The sequence below is a fragment of the Nocardia sp. NPDC058480 genome, from assembly GCF_042720495.1.
Taxonomy (GTDB): Bacteria; Actinomycetota; Actinomycetes; order Mycobacteriales; family Mycobacteriaceae; genus Nocardia.
The window spans coordinates 22,855-38,885 of the sequence record NZ_JBHXMN010000022.1; the positions used below are offsets into that span (position 1 = coordinate 22,855).

Genomic DNA, 16,031 nt, shown 5'->3' on the forward strand with positions numbered 1-16,031 from the left:
AGTCTGCCAGGTGCGGGCTTCACTTCGCGTCGCCGACGCGCAGGCGAGCGGCGCGCAGCAGCAGGTAGTCGCGTTCCGGCACGCTGGCCGTTTGCGTTGCGGCGCGGCGATATTCGGCGATAGCCGCGGTCTGCTCACCAGCCATCTCATGGAGGTGCCCGCGGACGGCTGCGAGGCGATGCGAGCGCGACAGTGGTTCGGCGACGCTGTCGGCTACCGCCAGCCCAGCGGCCGGACCGTGCACCATCGCGGTGGCGACGGCACGGTTGAGGGTGATCATCGGGTTGGGGGTCAGACGCTCGATCATGGTGTAGAGCACCAGTATTCGCGACCAATTGGTGTCTTCGGGGCGCTGGGCCTCGGCGTGCAGTCCCGCGATGGCGGCCTGCATCTGGTACGTCCCCGTCAGTCCGGTGGGCATGATCGCGGTGAGCAGGCGCAGGCCCTCGGTGATCTGGCGGCGGTCCCACCGTGACCGGTCCTGTTCGGGCAGGGGTATCAATTCGCCGTGTGGTCCGGAGCGGGCCGCGCGGCGGGCATCGGTGAGCAGCATCAGCGCGAGAAGGCCGGTGACCTCGGTGTTTTCGGGTAGCAGGGCGCGCAGGACGCGGGTGAGCCGGATCGCCTCGGCCGACAGATCCCCGCGCCGCAATCCCGCTCCGGAACTGCTGGTGTGCCCCTCGGTGAAGATCACGTACAGCACAGCCAGCACCGCACTCACCCGTGCGCTGTCGTGCGCGCCGTCGGCGAACGGCCGATCCGATTCGGCGAGGCGCTTCTTGGCCCGCGAGATACGTTGCCCCATAGTCGATTCCGGTACGAGGAAGGCAGCGGCGATCTCGGCGGTACTCAGGCCACCGACCGCCCGCAGCGTCAGGGCAACGGCCCCGGCGGGCGGCAAGTCGGGATGGCAGCACAGGAAATACATGTCGAGGGTGTCATCGCGGTCCACCGCCTCGGCAGGTACATCCCGCACGAACACCGTTGTCTCCCTGCGTCGCCGTGCCACTTCGGCCCGCACCGCGTCGGCCATCCGCCGCTGCGCGACCTGGATCAGCCAGCCACGCGGATTGTCCGGCAGCCCGTCGCTGTTCCACTGGGTCGATGCCGCGAGCAGAGCGTCCTGCACCGAGTCCTCGGCGAGGTCGAAATCGCCGAAGCGGCGGACCAATACGCCGAGGACCTGCGGCGACAGTTCACGCAGCAGGTCCTCGATGCGCGGTAGCGTCTCGGTCACGCGACGTCGGGCGCGCTCATGATCTGACGCACCTCGATGTATTCACCGATCGGCTTGCCGCCGGGGCCGGGCGCCGCGGAGGCCTGCGCGGCGATCTCGACCGCGCGCTCGACCGAATCGACATCGACCACCCAGAAACCGGCCAGGAACTCCTTGGTCTCCGGGAAAGGTCCGTCCGTCACGACCGGCGCCGAGCGGCCGTCGGAGCACACGATCATCGCCTGATCGGGTGCGGCCAGGCCCTGTGCGTCGACGAGCTCGCCCGCGGCGGCGAGCTGTTCACCCAGTGCTCGCTGGAAGTCGATGTGGGCGGCGATGTCCTCGGGTGCCCACTCCGGTAGCGGCAGGTCGCAGTAGGCGGTCTCGGAATAGGTCTTGACCAGCATGAATTTCATGGTTCGGCTCCTGCTCGCGGCGCCCTTGTGGCGCGTTCGACGGTTGGTCGGAGCCGACGAGCGGTCTTCGACACAATCATTGCTGTGAACTGGGTCACAATGGGATGTTCGTGTCCGTCAGCCGGTCGGGGTCGACGGGTACCTCCGACAGGACCAGCTCCTTGATCCGCTCGGTCACATCCCAGACGTTGACGTTCATTCCCGCTCGCACCTTGTTCTGCTCGTCGAGCCAGAACGCGACGAACTCCTGTTTGCCGAGGTCGCCACGCACCACTACCCGCACATCGTCGCCGCGCCCGACGTAGCCGGTGTACTCCATTCCGACGTCGTACTGGTCGCTGAAGAAGTATGGAAGCCGGTCGTAGACAGCGACTTTGCCCAGCATGGTCTTGGCGGCGACGGCAGGCTGATTCAACGCGGTCGCCCAGTGCTCGACTCGGACCAACCGGTGCAACAGGGGATGCGCGGCCTCGGCGATGTCGCCCACCGCGACCACATCGGGGTTGCTGGTGCGCAGCGCCGCGTCCACCAGCACGCCACCGTCGACCGACAGGCCGGCCGCGGTCGCCGCCTCGATATTGGGCTGCGCGCCCACCGCCACCAGCACCGCCTGCGCCGGGACGACAGTGCCGTCGCCGAGTTGCACGCCGGTCGCCTCGCCCTCGTCGGTGAGGATCGCGTCGACGGAGGTGCTCGTGCGCAGGTCCACGCCGTGCGCGCGATGCAGATCGGCGTAGAAGCCGCCCATCTCCGGGCCGAGTACACCGAAAAGCGGCAGCTCGGCCGTCTCGATCACCGTCACCTCGACACCCTTGGCCCTGGCCTGCGCGGCGACCTCGAGACCGATCCACCCCGCCCCGATGATGACCAGGCGGCGATCCGTGCGCAGTATCTCGAGCAGCGCGTTCGAATCGCCGATGGTGCGCAGGGTGTAGACGTTCGGGGCATCGGCGCCGGGAATGTCGAGCGTGCGGGCTCGTGAACCGGTGGCCAGGGCCAGCTTGTCGTAGTCGAGCGTGGAACCGTCGGGCAGCGTCACGGTCTTGGCGACCGGATCGAACGCGGTCGCGGTGGTGCCCAGCCGCAGGTCGACGTGGTGATCGCGGTACCAGGCGGCCGAGTCGACGGTGAAATCGGGCAGTTGCTGGGTGCCCGCCAGATGCTGTTTGGACAGTGGCGGCCGCTCGTACGGTAGCTCTTCTTCGGCGGCCAGCAGAGTGACGTGACCGTCGAAATCGTTGGCGCGCAGGGCTTCGGCGATTTTCGCGCCGCCCAGACCTCCACCGATAACGACGAAATGCTGATTCGAGCTCATGAACGGACCCCTTCTCGCGGACGACCCGGACTCCTCGCAACCCGAGCTTAGTGCGCGTTTTCGCCCACGGGAACGATTCAGGGGGTGATGCGGTTGCACCAGTCGGTGGGGCGACCCGACCCGCCGCCGCTGACCCGAGAGGAACCTATCGTGAGCGAGCAGGCCACCAAGGATGTCGCCGATTTCTGGTTCGACCCGCTGTGCCCGTGGTGCTGGATCACCTCCCGGTGGATCCTGGAAGTCGAGAAGGTGCGCGATATCGAGGCGCGCTTCCACGTGATGAGTCTGTCGGTGCTCAACGAGGGCAACGACGACCTGCCGGAGCAGTATGTCGACATGATGGCCGCCGCGTGGGCCCCGGTTCGGGTGGTCACCGCCGCGGGTCAGAAGTACGGGGACGAGATCCTGTCGCCGCTGTACACCGCGATGGGCACCCGGGTCCACGACCGCCGGGCCGAGTACGAGCGCGAGACGCTGCAGGAGACCTTCGCCGCGATCGTCGCCGACGCGCTCGCCGAGCTGAACTTGCCCGCCGAACTCGCGCAGGCCGCCACCAGCACCGACTACGACGAGGCACTGCGGGCGAGCCATCACGCGGGCATGGACAAGGTCGGGCCCGACGTGGGCACACCGACCATCCACGTGAACGGGACCGCGTTCTTCGGTCCGGTGCTCTCGCGTATCCCGCGCGGTGAGGACGCGGGCCGGGTGTGGGACGGCGTGGTCGCGCTGGCCTCGTACCCGCACTTCTTCGAGCTCAAGCGCACCCGAACCGAGGACCCGGTCTTCGACTGATCGTGCGGGCGGGGGCACTGGTATCGGCGCCCCCGCCCGATCAGACCGGCTTCGGCGGCAGGGCGGGCGGCGCCGAATTCAGCGGATAACCGCCTTGCGGCGGGATCATGCCGGGCCGCGGTGCGCTCGGACGCCAGAACATCGGACCGGGCCTGCTGCGATCACGCAGCGCCCACATCCGCCAGGTGAGCACCGGGTGACTGGCCATGGCGTTGACCAGCCAGACGAAACCGCCCCGCTCGAGCACGGCCCGATCGGCCATCTCGTCGACACCGACATCGGTATTGAGGTACTTGCCCGCGGCGAGAGTCGCCATCGCGGTGGCCGCGCCGGGCGGCCGGAAGCAGAAGCCGTGATTGTCGGCGGTGTACTCCTGGGCGCGGATCAGCGACGACCCGATCAGCGGCAACCACGGTGCCACGAACATGCCGAGCTGGCGCCAATACGACACGTGACCCGCGGCGATATGGCCGACTTCATGGCCGATGATGAACGCGAGCCCGTCCGGTTCGCGTGCGGCGCCGCCGATCTCGAACAGGTCGCTGTAGACCACGACGAACCGGCGGAACCCGTGCCCGGAGGCGAAGGCGTTGATCTGGCCGTTGCCCAGGATCACATACGCGTCCGGTGCCTTGTGCATCCCGAACCGTGCCGCCGCTTCCTGCACCATCCGGAACCCCTCGGGGAACTGGGTGGGCGACATCTTCACGCCGTTCACGCGCTGGGCCGCGAGGTTCAGACCACGACCGGCCCACAGCAGCACCGGCGCGAACAACAGCAGCAGCACATACGGACTGGTGACGATCGAACTGGTTTGCTCCACGCCCTTCTCGTCGACGACGGGATCGGTGAACAGTTCGACCGTCATGAGCAGCAGCGCCAGCAGGTAGGCGACCGCGGTGATCATGATGACCACGATCAGCAGCGGGATCTCCCACGGATGCCGGGCCGGGCGATCCCACGGCATCAGCCCGCGCGGCCGGTGCTGCGGCGGTGCGGGCGGACCGCTCGGCGGGTAATAGCCGGGGGCGACGGGTGGGTACGGGCCGGTCGGCGGCTGCGCGTGGCTGCTCTGCGCGGGGAAACCGCCGGTCCGTGGATCGGGTCGGTCCCACGGCGACGGTGGCGCGGTGTTCTTGTCCAGCGACGGTGTTCGGTCGGGCTGCTGGGCGGTGTGCTCCGGCGGGGAACCTGCCGAATGCGGGGAATGCGGTTCGTGCGGGTGCATGAAACGACTCTAAGCGGGCCTGCGACAATCGCAGCCATGCGCGTTTACCTGGGTGCCGACCATGCCGGTTTCGAACTGAAGAATCACGTCAAGGCCCATCTGCAGGAGGCCGGACACGAGGTCGTCGATTGTGGCGCCCTCGAATACGACGCTCTCGACGACTACCCCGCCTTCTGCATCGAGGCGGCGCGCCGCACCGTCGCCGACCCCGGCTCGCTCGGCCTGGTCTTCGGTGGCAGCGGCAACGGCGAGCAGATCGCCGCCAACAAGGTCCCCGGCGCCCGCTGCGCCCTGGCCTGGAGCGTCGAAACCGCCAAGCTGGCCCGCGAACACAACAACGCCCAGCTGATCGGCATCGGCGGCCGCATGCACTCCACCGAGGAAGCGCTGGCCATCGTCGACGCGTTCCTCGCGCAGGCCTGGTCGGAAGAGCCGCGCCACCAGCGTCGCATCGACATCCTGGCCGACTACGAGAAGTCCGGCGAAGCCCCCGCGGTCCCCGCCTACTGAGTAGTGCCCGAAGGACATACCCTCCACCGGATCGCCGCGCTGCATCAGCAGCGGTTCTCCGGTGGGGTGGTGCGGGTTTCGAGTCCACAGGGTCGGTTCGTCGAGGGTGCCGCGCTGGTGGACGGGCAGGTGTTCGAGCGGGCCGAGGCCTACGGAAAGCATCTGCTGCATCACTATGCGTCCGGGCTGACGGTGCATGTGCATCTCGGGTTGTACGGCACCTTCAGCGAGGTCGAGTTGCCGATGGCGGCGCCGGTCGGGCAGGTGCGGATGCGCATGCTCGGTGCGGCAACGGATTTCGGCACCGATCTGCGCGGGCCGACGGCGTGTGAAGTGCTGATGCCGCCCGAAGTGGACGCACTCACCGCGCGCCTCGGCGCCGACCCGTTACGCACCGACGCCGACCACGAACGAGCGGGCGCGCGAATCCGGCGCTCCCGCAGGGCAATCGGCGCACTGCTGATGGACCAGGCCCTGATCGCCGGCGTCGGCAACGTCTACCGCGCGGAAGTCCTTTTCCGCCACGGCATCTCACCCTTCCGCCCCGGCACCTCGATCACCGCCCCCGAATGGGACGCCCTCTGGGCCGACCTGGTAGATCTCATGCCGATCGGCGTCACCACCGGCCGCATGCACGTGGTCCGCCCCGAACACGACACCGGCGCACCGTCCTACAGCAAAGACCGCCCCCGCACCTACGTCTACCGCCGCCAGGGCGAACCCTGCCGAGTCTGCGCGACCCCCATCGCGCACAAGGTCATGGAAGCCCGAAACCTCTTCTGGTGCCCCACCTGCCAGCCCCGCTGACAGCCGCCGGAGGGATTCGCCGGTATGCGAGCATGGTCGGATGACACAACTCGCGTCGGAATATCATGGCGCCGAAGGTGATCCGCGCTATCCGTCACCGCGCAAGTTACGCAACGTGGCGGCCAATGTCGCCGACATCGTGCTTCCCTACGTAGTGCTCATGGTCGCGTTCGCGGCTGTTGTGCTTCTCGTCGGGCACGAGGGGATTCTCGACATGGATGATCAGGCCCCGGTGATGCTCGGGTCCATGATCTTCCTGGTGGTCGTGCTGGTGGCGAACTCGACGGTGCTGCCGAGCGTCTTCGGCGCGACCGTCGGTCAGTTCCTGACGGGCCTGGTGTGGATTCGTGGCTCGGATGGCGTCAGGCCGAGCGCACGTGACATGGTGCGAGCGCTCCGGCTGCACCGCACCATTTTTCGTCTCGGCGGCGTCGCTCAGTGCGCGCCGCTGATCGTCGTGGTACGCCGATGCGACACCGCCGAGGATCGGTCTGCCGTAGACGTCGGCAACACCGGGAACGCTGCGGCCGGCTATCTCGAACACTGAGTGCGCGTCCGCTACCGGATGGCCGTCTCGCGAGCCGCTATCGGGTCGCGTCGTTCTTCGAATACGAGCGTGTCCCGTTCGTACTGTGCCAAGAACATGTCAACAACATCGGGCTGAGTCGGCTGAGCCGGACCGCGAAGTGCAGGCTTCGCGATCCGACTCAGCCGGCGACCGCCGTTCCCAGTTCGGGGTCGCCCGATTCAGCGAGCGCGAAACGCCGCCCGCCCGCCGATTTCGCCGAGTACATCGCGCGGTCGGCGCGACGCAACAGGTCGGTGAAATCGCACGTCTTTCCCGGTGGGCAGAAAGCGGTGCCCACGCTGGCCGAAACCGGTACGGGGCCCGCGCTCGACCACACCGGGTCGCGCAGTGCGGCGACCACGCGGTGTGCCAGCTCGCCGAGGGTGTCGCGGCGCGGGTTCGCCGCGACCACGAACTCGTCGCCGCCGTATCGGCAGATCACCGTGTCGGGCGGGCACACCTCACGCAAGCGGTTGGCCAGTTCGACCAGTACCTCGTCGCCGATCGCGTGTCCGTAGCCGTCGTTGATCTGTTTGAAGCGGTCCAGGTCCACCACCAGCACACCGACACCGCGGCTCGGGTCGGCGGCGAACGCGCGTACCCGTTCTTGCAGCAGTGTGCGGTTCGCCAGATCGGTGAGTGCGTCGTGGGTCGCCTCGTGGCGCAAGCGGTGCTGCAGCGCGGCGATCTCCTGAACGCGCAGTGACACTTTCGCCGAGATGTTCTGTTCCTGTTGCGCCAGAGCGCGTTCCTGGAGTGCCTGTGCGTAGCTGTCGATGGCCTGGCTGGCCACCAACGGCCAGCGGGTCGCCACCAGCGAACCCGGGACCCCCGAGGGGAAACCGAGCAGCCAGCGACTGGCATGGGCCAGCATTCTGGTGCGTTCGAAGGGCGCCTCGGCCAATCGCGCGCCGAGCTTGCGCGCCTGTGGTACCGGGAACGGTTCGGTCCGAGCCAGGTGCAGCAGCCGCTCGACGATGTCGACGAGCACCGGCTCCAGCTGGTGCGGCGCCGTGGACGAGCCCGGTTCGGCGCATACCGCGCGGGCCCAGGCGCGGGCCATCGCGGCTACCGGTGGCTCGATGTGGGTCATCGATATCACCGGCGGTAGGTGGCGACGGTCTTGCCACCTCGATCATTCGCACTGCTACGCGGTTGGGTCCACCGAGTTCGGCACACGCTCACCGCCCCCTTTCCAGATACCCCCGTCCGGCAAAAAGGATCCTAGCAAGCCACCCGAGACCGAAAAGTCACGTTCTAGAACGCGTTCTCTGGTCTCTCGCGAATGGCGATCGGCTATGACATCGCTGCAGCGTCTCCGGCGTTACACATTTCCCGAAAAAATTTCGGGAGCCAGAAACATGCAGCGTGATGCCCTCCGCTGGGCGGTGGACGTTGCGTCGCCATGGGTCCCTCCTGGCACGGGATGCGAGTCGTGACGATGTGGCAATAGCCGTCACGCGCACTCTCATGGTGGCCTACTCGCCGCCCACGTGCCAGGTTTTTTAGGAAAATTCTCCTGTTTAATCCCCCGGTGGAGCTGGCGCCGGTCCCCGTGAGCGCACCAACCATCGTCGCCGGGAGGATGTTTCGGGGCTAGGGTCCTTAGGCCCTAATCGGGCATAGCGACGGTTGGTCGCGTGGGGAGTTCGGGTACACCGGCGGCCGAGGCGCATCAATCGGGCAGGCAGGGGCCGGATTGGCATTTATCGCGCGGCGTTCGGTACAGTCATGGCGCACACGACATCGTGGCGATCCCATCGATGTCGTATGCCTGCGGGTGTAGTTCAATGGTAGAACCTCAGCCTTCCAAGCTGATGGTGCGGGTTCGATTCCCGTCACCCGCTCAAACATGTATTGCCTCAACGGTGTTCTCGCCGGTGAGGTATCGGGGTGTAGCGCAGCTTGGTAGCGCATCCGCTTTGGGAGCGGAGGGTCGCAGGTTCAAATCCTGTCACCCCGACCATCAACACGATTCATTCGCCCAGTTCAGGGCTCGATCGGCTCTCCGGCCCCGCTGGGGTGATGTGCTGTTGATCACTCCGATTGACCGGGATTGACCGCCAGTAGTTGCACGTACATTGCACGCGGATGGTTCGCGCCATCTGCGGCTTTCGTGTGTCCGGACCACGGTTGGCCCTGCTCTGGGTTGGGTTGCACACACAGGGGCTGGCTCACCGCCTGCCCGATACGGCCTGCCGTTCACGCGCAGAGGCTCACAGGTCAAGGGGTGCGAAGCAATCAGCGAAGCTGACGCCGTCGGCGCCCTTGAGGTGTGAGGGGCGCGGGATCACAATGCAGGCCAACCCAGAACAGGGCCACGCGGCCACCGGTCGCGATACCACCGACCTCACCGCGGATTCCGTTCAGCAATCGGCGAGGGGCTGGTGTTCTGCCGTCCGCATGGGTAAGCGTCGCTACGTGCCGGTTCGGGGCGGGGAGTCGACGTCGTTGGCGACCCGCTGCCCAGCGCCGTTGCTGGGTGCCCGGAGAAGGGGGCCGAAGCCCCCCTGCTGGGTCAGAAGCCTCGGCGCTCCATGTCGTCGAGCTTGGCCAGGAACTCATCGGAGCCGATGCCGTAGCTGTCGGTGCACCGCTGGCAGAAGTGGCCGTGGTCGGTGTCGAGAACGGTGGCGTCATCGAAGCAGAAGTCGCAGGAGTAGGAGCGCTGACCGAAGGTGACGTTGATGGCCATGGTGGGGGTCCTTTCCGGTGGGGCGATCGATCTGGGCTCGTCCCATACCGCGCCGTCGGGGTGTGGAAAAGGGTGGGCGAATGCCCATCACGTAGTGACGCGAAGCGCCCTTTGGAGGACCCCGGCGGTGTGGTATGCCTTCGGCAGATCGTTCGTCCCACCGGAAAGGACCTGGCCTCCAACGCAACCTTCGGTCAGCGCGCTCCTACGGACGTGAGTTCTGCGGACAAGCCGCGACGTTGGCGACACCGACCACGGGCACTTCTGCTGGTGACCTCGCTCCGCGGCTTCGGCTCCGATGAGTTCCTGGTCGCAACAACAGCCAGGCGAGCGAGCTGGTCCGGTACGCGGCCTCGATGCTGCGGGAGAGACAGTCGGGGACGGCTCACAACGCGCCCATACTTCTCGGTTGATGGAAGAAGTAGCCAGATCGGGGAAAGGGCCGTGCTACCCCGCGCCCAGAGCGGCGCCGACGCTGCCAACGCGCCCGCCTGCCGTAGCGAAGCGGAGGCCGGCGGGAGCGTGGTGCCGCGCGGCGGCGCCGCTGCGGCGCGCCAGCGCCGCCCTTGACTCTATATAGCGAAATTCAGCAACAACTCCGTGACGTGACGGGCGCTGGGCTGGTCTACTGCGAGATGGATTCGCCGCGAACGGCATCCAGAAGCGCCGACATGCTGGTGATCGTCACGGCAGGAGCGAAGGGAGCGAACCGCTCAACCTTGCCGGGCTTGTTCGCGTACGCGACGGCAGGGAGTGTCGCGGAATCGGCCGCGAGTATGTCGGTGACTGAGTCGCCTGTGAAGCTGGCTGTCCTGGCATCGGTCCGCAGACCGGCTAGCGCGGCTTCGAGTAGGTGCGGGCTCGGCTTGAGTGGGGTAGCGGCTGACGTTCTCGCGTAGAGGCCGGAGACGTGGGCCTGTAGTCCGTGGGTGCGGAGATACGCGTCGATGGCCGCAACCGAGTTGTTGCTGACAATTGCGACTGATCCGCCGTCCCTTCCCGCGGCTTCGCGGATGACGTCGTGAGCGTAGGGGGTTGGCGTGGCGACGGCGACGGCTTCAACCTCGAGGCGGGTTAGCTCGCGTTCGGTCGTCACGGCGACCTCCTCGGAGATCTGGGCGGCGTACTGGAGTAGCTCGAATGGGTCGGAGGTGGCCCCAAGGTGGTCGGGGAGCGTGACGCCCATTGCGGCCCCGAGCTGTTTCGCGACGTGTCGGCTGGAGATGCCAGCGAACACAGCGCACACCGGGCCGTCGAAGTCGAGCAGGAGGCAGGGCCGGTCGGCGATCAAACGTCGGAGGTCGTTCACGGGTGATAGTCCTGCGCGACCGAGTTCCAAATGCTGTCAAACCACATCAGTGACTGGGCTACGAACTGGCTGCCTGTGGAGTCGGGGTCGACATCGCGGGCGTGGTGGAACAGGGTCGCGTCCTTGCCCATGAGATCCCACATTGCGACGCTCTCGCCTTCGAGTGGCACCGTGTGCTCAACGACCGGGTAGTAGCCGGAGAACGACTGCTCGCCGTTGAGGACGTAGAGCTTGAACAGCGGCACGGCTGGATAGGTCCTGATCTGCGCGGATGCGTTGGGGACCAAGCCCAGCCGTCCGAGCTCCTCGACTGACTCCATGATCGCGCTGCCGTGGCGTTCCATGATCTTGGTTGCACGCTTCCGGAATGCGGGGCTGTCGGTGAGGTCATCGACTCGGGCCGGGAGCGTCCACGGTTGGGACGGGTCGGGGAGTAGGAGTCTGACTGTGAGACTCTCGGGCCGTAGCCGACCTTCGCGGATTCGATCGAGCGGTTCGGCGATAGCGCCGTGCAGAGTCTCGCCGGAGAACCCAGCGAAATCGACTGTGACAGTGGCTGATTCGAACGCTTGCTCGATGTGGGGGCGCAGGCCGACGGGGCGTTCGGTCCGCTCGCGAACAAAGGTGCCGCTGCCTGGCCTGCTGACGACTAGGCCCTCCTCCCTCAAGGAGCGGATTGCTGCCTCGGCGGTGGCTTTCGCGACGCCGAAACGTTCTACCAACTGCGGGCCGGACGGTATCCGCTCACCTGGTGCGAACTTCCTGGTGAGGATCGAAGCGCGCAGGATGTTCGCGATCTGTTGTGACGCCGGGCGGGGGTCGTCGGGGTCGATTGTCTCCATTTGCCCAGCATAAGGGCTATTCCCTAGGTAATCCATGTAGGTATTGACCTCCCTAGGGAGGTAGGCTAACCTTGAAGCTACCTAGGGAACCTAGGGGATAAGCAAGGGCACTTTCTGCCGCATCTGACGATCTGTCAATCCCGCTGACACACACAGGAGTTGATTCCAATGGCACTCAAGGACATGTGGATTCCGACCGATTTCCGTTCCGTCTTCCCGAAGGGCGTGCTGCTGCTCGGCAACATCGAGGCCCAGACCGAGTTCAGCGAGGACCGCAACGCGCCGAAGCGCCAGGCCCTGGACTTCGACCGGGAGGGCAACGGCTCGGGTAAGCGGCTGTGGAAGGCCACGATCATGGACCGGGCGGGCGGCAAGGCGAACCAGGCCGGTTTCGACATCACGTTCGTCGCTGATGTGATGCCGACTCCTTCGGCGCAGGAGGTCATGGAGGGTCTGACGCCGATCGAGCTGGAGGGGCTGCTGCTCAAGCCGCGCGTGGTCGGCAATGGCCAGTTCAAGTCGATCGGCTTCCTGATCCGGGCGACCGGGATCAAGGGCGACAACTCCGGAGCGAAGGTCAACGAGCCTGCCGCCCGCAAGGCCGCGTGATCGCCATGTCGCATATCGATCTGACGATTCCCTTGGATGACGAAGTGACCGCCGAGTATATCGAGGCGCACACGTTGACCACGGCGCGTGGTACCGAGCACTGGATTCGCGCGTATGTGAGGTTGCAGGTGAGTGCCGATGCCGGGCTGGTCCTCGATATCGAGCATGTCCGCCAGCTCGCCGAGGTCCTGCCGGGCGTGCTGATGGCCCACGATGCCGCCGAGCGCGAGAAAGCTGTGGTCAAGGCGGCTGCTGAGATCGACTCCGCGTACAAGGCGGCGTAGTGATGGGCACGGCGGATCGGCAGTCCAAGGGTATGCGGTGGGCTCGCTGGTCCGCCGTCCTCGTCATTGTCACCATCGGCGTAGCGAGCTTCATCCTGAGCTTCGCCGCTCTGCGTGACCTGGCGATCCTGGCCAACACCCCGCACCGGTGGGCGTGGCTGTTCCCGGTCATCGTCGACGGCACCATCATCCAAGCCACCATCTCCGCTCTCGCGCTGGCGAAATCACCGGAACGGCAATGGTTCCTCTGGGTGCTCGGGGCCGGTGCGGCGGTGTCGATCACCTGCAACAGCGTCCATGCCATCGCTGCCGGTAACCCGCTACCGGGTTGGGCGTGCGCCATCGTGGCCGCGATCGCCCCGATATCGCTACTCATCGATACTCACGGTCTAGCGCTGCTTTTCCGTGCGGCACAACAGGATTCGGCACTGGTCGTCATGGTCGACACGGTTGCCGAGCCTGCTGGTGATTGGGTGCCCGATGTGGTGCCCGCGGTCACGACTCCCGCTCCGGCTGTCTTGCCGGTGCAGACCTTCCACTCTCCTCCGCGCCCGGTTGCTCCGTTGCTGCCCGTCGCGGTCCCGATCCCTACAGGGGGCAACTGAAATGTCTGATCACTCGTTCACGCCGAATCGCTCCTACCTGTCCACTACTGGTGCGACCTACGGGCGTCCGGTCGATGTCAGGTTTGTCGATTTCGTTGGCATGGTCATGGTCGAGATCGGTGACGTCAGGCTGTATCTGACGCCGGTCGATGCCGCCGAGGTCTCCGAGAAAATCACCGCCGCGCTCGATGTCTACGCCTCGACGTTGAAAGCGGTGTCGTGATGGGCTCCACCGTCGTCGCCCTGTCCACGGTCATCGCCGCGGGTGTGATGCTGTGGTGGCGCCACCTCGACCGCATCGTCGGCAGTACGCCGGAGGTCGACCCGCTCGATGGAGTGCCGGCGGATTTGCGTACCGCGGCTCTGATCCTGACCGATGCCGGTCAGTTGTCGTTGATGTGGCCGGTGCTGGGTTTGGGCTCGGACGGGAATTGGCCGCATGTGTTGTCGGCGGAGCTGGTCGAGGCCGGGGCCGTGATCGATGTCCAGATGGTCGGTGGGCAGAAGCTGTCGGACTGGACCAACGACGAAACCACCGACGCACTCGCCCAGTACCTCGGCGTCCCGAAAGTCCGTGTGGCCCAGACCTCACCGGGATTCCTGCGGGTGGAGCTGCGCACGTTCGACACCCTCGCGGCTCCGGTCGATGTGCCCGGTGTCGAGGCGACCGGGGTCGATCTGGAAGCCGTCGAGGCCGGTATCCGGGAAGACGGCCGGTTGTGGCTGCTGCGCGTGCTCTACGCCCACATCCTGCTAGCCGGTGCGACCGGTTCGGGCAAGGGCTCGGTGCTGTGGTCGATCATCCGCGGTATCGGTCCCGCGATCAAAGCCGGATACGTGGATGTGTGGATGGCAGACCCCAAGGGCGGCATGGAATTCGGGCGCGGCGAGAAGCTGTGGGTGAGGTTCCAATGGACCGCTGACGGCATCCTCGCCATGCTCACCGAAGCCGTCCAGGTGATGGAAAACCGGGCCTCGGCGCTGCGATCGGCCGGTGTCCGCAAACACGTCCCAACCACCGACGCGCCGCTGATCCTGATCATCATCGACGAAGCTGCCGCTCTGTCTGCCTACGCCAATCGTGAGCAGCGCACCGAGTTCGAACGGCTCCTCGGTCTGCTGCTCTCGCAAGGTCGCGCGGTCGGTGTCTCGGTCATCGCGGCGTTGCAGGACCCGTCCAAGGAGACGATGCCGTTCCGGCAGTTGTTCCCCGTCCGGATCGGGTTGCGCCTGGACGAGCCCACCCAGACATCGATGGTCCACGGTCAGGGCTCCAAGGACCGGGGGGCACTCTGCCACGAGATCCCCGACACCACACCCGGTGTCGGCTACGTCGGTGAAGACGGCACGACCGAGTTCGTGCGGGTCCGCGCGTACTGGATCTCCGACGAGCAGGCCGACGCGATCGTCGATGCCTACGCCCCGACTCCCGCGGTCACCTCGGCCGGTGCTGATGACGATTTCGACCCGGCCACGTTCGACCCAGACTTCATCCCCGGCGAAGACGACGAGCAGGGGTGGGCGGCATGAAACGTGGAATCCAGACCGAATCGCACGTGGTCGTCTACTGCGACGCGTGCGGGGATGTGTTCCATCCCTCGTCCGGTACGCCTGGCTGCTTCACCACGACCAACGAAGCCGTCGAGTTCATCACCGCCGATACCGCTGCCGGGTGGGACTACGACGGCGACACCGTCCGCTGCGACGACTGCGCTGCCGCGGAACACTGCCGCGTCCACGGACACGAACTCGTCCTCGACGGGACCTGGGCAGAACTGGTCACCGGCCCCTACGTCTGCTCGATGTGCGGGCTCCTCGAATCCGACATTCCCGAACTGGAGAACTGACATGGCACGCAACAACACCCGTACCGACAACGGTCTCGCCGACGTCATCGACTTCGCCGCCCGGAGCCGTTGCCGATCCGAAGCCCGCGGCTTGGACCCCCTCGCCGTAGCCGTGACCATGCTCGCCGAGACCGGCTCGGCCCCCGCCTGGAACGACTACGGCTCCGACTGGGATGACGCCGCATGACCACTCGCAAGCCACCAAAAAAGGCTGTGCCACAAGTGAATCCGGTCGTCAAGGCCGCCGCCGATCAAACGCCGAAGCGTCGGAGAACGACCGAGCCGACTCAGCTCGAACTGTTCCCCCTGACCTCCGTCACCCGAAGGAAGAAACGATGAGCACGACCACCACCACGACCACCACGAGTGACCCGGCCGATGAAGCCCTCGATGCCCTGCTGACTGTCGCTGGGCGGATCCTGCTCGGCGCGTTCGTGATCGTGTGGTGGGCGGTCTTGTTCCCGATGGTGTCGGTGCCCGCCGGCCTTTCTGTCGCGGTTGGTTGGTTCTTCGGCTGGCCGCTCGGGATCGGGGTGGCCGTGGTGGCAGTCGCGGGGATGGTGCTGTGGCGAGTATCGAGTCCACAGACCTTCGAGTGCTGGTTCACCGGCCGTGCCCGGACACGATTCCTGACCTGGTTCCGCTACCGCCGCCGCTGGACCACCATGACCACCGCCTGCGGGCTGTCCACCCGTGACGGTGACAGGGTGTTCATCCCGCGGCTTGTCTCGGTGCAGATCGGTGAATCCCTCGACACGGTCCGTGCCCGGATGTTGCCCGGTCACTGCCCCGACACCTGGACAAACCGCGCCGACCACTTCGCCCACGGCTTCGGTGCACAACAGGCCAAAGTCAGCTTGGTCGGTCCCGGCCTGGTCGAAATCACCTTCCGCCGCACCGACTCCTTGGCTGACCCGGTCGTGGTGCCATTCGAATCGATGGCCGGATTCAAGACCATCCCCTCCACTCGCAAAGCCGCATGACC

20 protein-coding genes and 2 tRNA genes are annotated in these 16,031 nt (G+C 66.3%); 14 read left to right on the forward strand and 8 right to left on the reverse strand.

Annotated elements, in window-relative coordinates:
• Positions 1 to 19: 19 nt before the first annotated feature.
• From ACFWO8_RS31040 to ACFWO8_RS31050, 3 genes are all read right to left on the reverse strand, one after another.
• On the reverse strand, positions 20 to 1,237 hold the full coding sequence (locus ACFWO8_RS31040) for an RNA polymerase sigma factor (protein ID WP_378972091.1): 1,218 nt from the start codon (positions 1,235 to 1,237) through the stop codon (positions 20 to 22).
• Positions 1,234 to 1,632, reverse strand: a complete 399-nt coding sequence (locus tag ACFWO8_RS31045) for a YciI family protein (protein WP_378972095.1) — start codon at positions 1,630 to 1,632, stop codon at positions 1,234 to 1,236. The genes ACFWO8_RS31040 and ACFWO8_RS31045 overlap by 4 nt, the downstream gene beginning before the upstream one ends.
• 94 nt (positions 1,633 to 1,726) lie before the next feature.
• Positions 1,727 to 2,947 (reverse strand): NAD(P)/FAD-dependent oxidoreductase, encoded by a 1,221-nt coding sequence (locus ACFWO8_RS31050; protein ID WP_378972100.1) that lies wholly within the window; start codon positions 2,945 to 2,947, stop codon positions 1,727 to 1,729.
• A gap of 150 nt (positions 2,948 to 3,097) precedes the next feature.
• Between ACFWO8_RS31050 and ACFWO8_RS31055 the strand changes: the two genes are divergently transcribed.
• Positions 3,098 to 3,742, forward strand: a complete 645-nt coding sequence (locus tag ACFWO8_RS31055) for a DsbA family protein (protein WP_378972111.1) — start codon at positions 3,098 to 3,100, stop codon at positions 3,740 to 3,742.
• 40 nt (positions 3,743 to 3,782) lie between these two features.
• Here ACFWO8_RS31055 and ACFWO8_RS31060 read toward each other — a convergent pair whose 3' ends face one another.
• Positions 3,783 to 4,709, reverse strand: coding sequence for a M48 family metallopeptidase (locus ACFWO8_RS31060; protein ID WP_378972512.1), 927 nt, complete (start codon positions 4,707 to 4,709; stop codon positions 3,783 to 3,785).
• Positions 4,710 to 5,006: 297 nt separating this feature from the next.
• On the opposite strand from ACFWO8_RS31060, the gene ACFWO8_RS31065 reads away from it, so the two are divergent.
• Genes ACFWO8_RS31065 through ACFWO8_RS31075 form a run of 3 tightly spaced genes read left to right on the forward strand, consistent with a single transcriptional unit; the run spans position 5,007 to position 6,834 of the window.
• Positions 5,007 to 5,480: a ribose-5-phosphate isomerase gene (locus ACFWO8_RS31065; protein ID WP_378918204.1), complete on the forward strand. Its 474-nt coding sequence runs from the start codon at positions 5,007 to 5,009 to the stop codon at positions 5,478 to 5,480.
• A 3-nt stretch (positions 5,481 to 5,483) separates the two neighbouring features.
• The gene (locus ACFWO8_RS31070) at positions 5,484 to 6,287 is read left to right on the forward strand and encodes an Fpg/Nei family DNA glycosylase (protein ID WP_378972116.1); all 804 of its coding nucleotides are present in this window, start codon (positions 5,484 to 5,486) and stop codon (positions 6,285 to 6,287) included.
• 40 nt (positions 6,288 to 6,327) lie between these two features.
• Positions 6,328 to 6,834 (forward strand): hypothetical protein, encoded by a 507-nt coding sequence (locus tag ACFWO8_RS31075; RefSeq protein WP_378972120.1) that lies wholly within the window; start codon positions 6,328 to 6,330, stop codon positions 6,832 to 6,834.
• 160 nt (positions 6,835 to 6,994) lie between these two features.
• Here ACFWO8_RS31075 and ACFWO8_RS31080 read toward each other — a convergent pair whose 3' ends face one another.
• Positions 6,995 to 7,948: a GGDEF domain-containing protein gene (locus ACFWO8_RS31080; RefSeq protein WP_056821857.1), complete on the reverse strand. Its 954-nt coding sequence runs from the start codon at positions 7,946 to 7,948 to the stop codon at positions 6,995 to 6,997.
• Between the two features lie 683 nt (positions 7,949 to 8,631).
• Here ACFWO8_RS31080 and ACFWO8_RS31085 point away from each other — a divergent pair.
• Positions 8,632 to 8,702: transfer RNA gene (locus ACFWO8_RS31085), tRNA-Gly, on the forward strand.
• A gap of 42 nt (positions 8,703 to 8,744) precedes the next feature.
• Positions 8,745 to 8,821, forward strand: a tRNA-Pro gene (locus ACFWO8_RS31090).
• 552 nt (positions 8,822 to 9,373) lie between these two features.
• On the opposite strand, the gene ACFWO8_RS31095 is transcribed toward ACFWO8_RS31090, so the two are convergent.
• The 3 genes from ACFWO8_RS31095 to ACFWO8_RS31105 all read right to left on the reverse strand — a co-directional run bounded on the left by ACFWO8_RS31095 (position 9,374) and on the right by ACFWO8_RS31105 (position 11,701).
• Positions 9,374 to 9,550, reverse strand: a complete 177-nt coding sequence (locus tag ACFWO8_RS31095) for a hypothetical protein (protein WP_378972134.1) — start codon at positions 9,548 to 9,550, stop codon at positions 9,374 to 9,376.
• Positions 9,551 to 10,175: 625 nt separating this feature from the next.
• On the reverse strand, positions 10,176 to 10,859 hold the full coding sequence (locus ACFWO8_RS31100) for an HAD family hydrolase (protein ID WP_378972140.1): 684 nt from the start codon (positions 10,857 to 10,859) through the stop codon (positions 10,176 to 10,178).
• A complete protein-coding gene (locus tag ACFWO8_RS31105) occupies positions 10,856 to 11,701 on the reverse strand; it encodes a GntR family transcriptional regulator (protein WP_378972148.1) in 846 nt (281 codons plus the stop codon). The genes ACFWO8_RS31100 and ACFWO8_RS31105 overlap by 4 nt, the downstream gene beginning before the upstream one ends.
• Before the next feature lie 168 nt (positions 11,702 to 11,869).
• On the opposite strand from ACFWO8_RS31105, the gene ACFWO8_RS31110 reads away from it, so the two are divergent.
• The 8 genes from ACFWO8_RS31110 (at position 11,870) to ACFWO8_RS31145 (ending at position 16,029) form a co-directional block, all read left to right on the forward strand.
• Positions 11,870 to 12,310: a hypothetical protein gene (locus ACFWO8_RS31110; protein WP_378972155.1), complete on the forward strand. Its 441-nt coding sequence runs from the start codon at positions 11,870 to 11,872 to the stop codon at positions 12,308 to 12,310.
• The gene (locus tag ACFWO8_RS31115; RefSeq protein WP_378972160.1) at positions 12,307 to 12,594 is read left to right on the forward strand and encodes a hypothetical protein; all 288 of its coding nucleotides are present in this window, start codon (positions 12,307 to 12,309) and stop codon (positions 12,592 to 12,594) included. Before ACFWO8_RS31110 ends, ACFWO8_RS31115 begins: the two co-directional genes overlap by 4 nt.
• A 2-nt stretch (positions 12,595 to 12,596) precedes the next feature.
• A complete protein-coding gene (locus tag ACFWO8_RS31120; protein ID WP_378972163.1) occupies positions 12,597 to 13,199 on the forward strand; it encodes a DUF2637 domain-containing protein in 603 nt (200 codons plus the stop codon).
• Position 13,200: 1 nt separating this feature from the next.
• Positions 13,201 to 13,422, forward strand: coding sequence for a hypothetical protein (locus ACFWO8_RS31125; RefSeq protein WP_378972168.1), 222 nt, complete (start codon positions 13,201 to 13,203; stop codon positions 13,420 to 13,422).
• On the forward strand, positions 13,422 to 14,729 hold the full coding sequence (locus ACFWO8_RS31130; RefSeq protein ID WP_378972173.1) for an FtsK/SpoIIIE domain-containing protein: 1,308 nt from the start codon (positions 13,422 to 13,424) through the stop codon (positions 14,727 to 14,729). Before ACFWO8_RS31125 ends, ACFWO8_RS31130 begins: the two co-directional genes overlap by 1 nt.
• A complete protein-coding gene (locus tag ACFWO8_RS31135; RefSeq protein WP_378915105.1) occupies positions 14,726 to 15,046 on the forward strand; it encodes a hypothetical protein in 321 nt (106 codons plus the stop codon). Before ACFWO8_RS31130 ends, ACFWO8_RS31135 begins: the two co-directional genes overlap by 4 nt.
• A 1-nt stretch (position 15,047) precedes the next feature.
• Positions 15,048 to 15,233: a hypothetical protein gene (locus tag ACFWO8_RS31140; RefSeq protein ID WP_378972180.1), complete on the forward strand. Its 186-nt coding sequence runs from the start codon at positions 15,048 to 15,050 to the stop codon at positions 15,231 to 15,233.
• Between the two features lie 148 nt (positions 15,234 to 15,381).
• Positions 15,382 to 16,029, forward strand: coding sequence for a hypothetical protein (locus ACFWO8_RS31145; protein ID WP_378972185.1), 648 nt, complete (start codon positions 15,382 to 15,384; stop codon positions 16,027 to 16,029).
• The last annotated feature ends 2 nt before the right edge of the window (positions 16,030 to 16,031 follow it).